Below are 1,634 nucleotides of genomic sequence, written 5' to 3'. Positions count from 1 at the left end.
GGATTCCCTTTTTCTGTCTTTATGATTTTGGCATTGCTGCTCGCCGGACTTTACGGTTATCAACGTTGGAAAAACAACAAGGCACAGGTCGATCTGGAGGCAGCAGCGTCACATCAACGTTATGAAGGGGATGTGTTAGCCGAAGGGGAAAGTTCACTCGGCATCATTAACAATCTGAATAATGTTTCAGCAGAAACGGTCCCCCTGATTCTGGTCGTTAACAAAAGCGATGAACAGATACTGGTAAAGGCGAACATTACTGAACGCTTTCGCAGTCAATTCTTCATTGACTATGGGATAAACCTGCCAGAAATAACGGTGAGAGCGTCCGAACACATAGAGTCTGAAACTGTATCTGTGTTAATCAATGAAATCAGCGCAGAGCGTTTTCAAATAAAATTCAATCAATACCGCGTGGTTAACGGCTCTGAAGAGCTGCTGCAACTTGGGATACCGGTATCTACCATTGAAAACATGCAATGGATTGCCGAAGAACAGCGGGACTCTGTTGCGGCATTAGGGTATCAGCTGCGTAGCGGTATTGATGAAATGTATTACACCTTGGCCGCAGTGTTGATTCGTCACGTTAATGAGTATTTCGGTGTTCAGGAAACAAAGCATATTCTCGATAAAATGGAAGAGAAATACCCTGACCTGATGAAAGAAGTGATGCGTCATGCCACTATTCAGCGAATTTCTGAAGTATTACAGCGCCTTTTGAGTGAACGTATTTCGGTGCGTAATATGCGGTTAATTATGGAAGCACTTGCCCAATGGGCACCGCGTGAAAAAGAGGTTATTTCCCTAGTAGAGCATGTACGTGGTGCACTCTCACGTTATATTTGCCATAAATTCTCTGTGGGAAATTCGCTGCGCGTGATTATGTTATCTGCGGAGTTTGAAGACCAGATTCGTCAGAGTATTAGAAATACCTCAACGGGAGTGTTCCTGCATCTGGAGCCTGCTGTGGCAGATGAATTGATTGATCGGTTTGCACTGGCCATGGAGAGTGTCGCGATGTCTTGTAAAGATTTAGTTGTGCTCTCTTCGGTCGATATACGCCGTTTTCTAAAGCGTTTCCTGGAGTCACGCTTTAAAGATCTTGAAGTGATGTCGTTCGGTGAAATAACCGATACGGTGTCAATCAATGTTGTGAAAACCATTTAATAAAGGAATAACTGAAATGTATATTGATATTGTAACGTTGGTTCGCGATGCGCTACTGCACAGTGGAGTGGATGAATCCATTCTGAGTGATTTTGATGGTCATTCAACCATTGCGCTCGATTTTGAAAATTATCCCAGTTTGTTAATCAGTAATGTTGATGGGCAAATATGGATCTGGTCTCAGCTCAGCGAAAACACCCCCGGATTATTGCAGCAAAAATCAGCGCAAATTCAGGAAAAAATTATGGATGGGTGCCATTTTGCGATGACTGGGCAATTACAGATTTCCATTAACAATGACACCATTGAATTAAAAGGATTAGTACATCCTGACTATCTGGCTGACGGCGTGCGCTTTGCTGATGCAATGGACGAATTCTTCCAACTGCAAGACGCCTTTTTGGGGGTGATTCGCTAATGGCGAACCGGCAGCTCTTACGTCAACAAGCACATCCTTTGCGCCTGTC

2 protein-coding genes are annotated in these 1,634 nt (G+C 43.9%); both read left to right on the top strand.

Annotation, left to right across the window (positions count from 1 at the left end; translation table 11 throughout):
* A partial coding sequence (locus J5224_RS27070; protein ID WP_264628242.1) for an FHIPEP family type III secretion protein occupies positions 1-1,167 on the top strand: 1,167 nt, incomplete at its 5' end.
* 16 nt (positions 1,168-1,183) lie between these two features.
* Positions 1,184-1,585 carry an SPI-1 type III secretion system chaperone SpaK gene (gene spaK, locus J5224_RS27065; protein ID WP_264628241.1) on the top strand — a complete coding sequence of 134 codons (402 nt, stop codon included), beginning with the start codon at positions 1,184-1,186 and terminating at the stop codon, positions 1,583-1,585.
* Positions 1,586-1,634 lie beyond the last annotated feature (49 nt).

The organism is Candidatus Symbiopectobacterium sp. NZEC135, assembly GCF_025962695.1.
Note: the sequence above shows the minus strand (reverse complement) of the source record. Positions and strands in the feature narration are given on the sequence as shown.

Bases quoted from the DNA above. Each gene is read 5' to 3' on its own strand.
- spaK (WP_264628241.1), top strand. From the start codon at position 1,184: ATGTATATTGATATTGTAACGTTGGTTCGCGATGCGCTACTGCACAGT.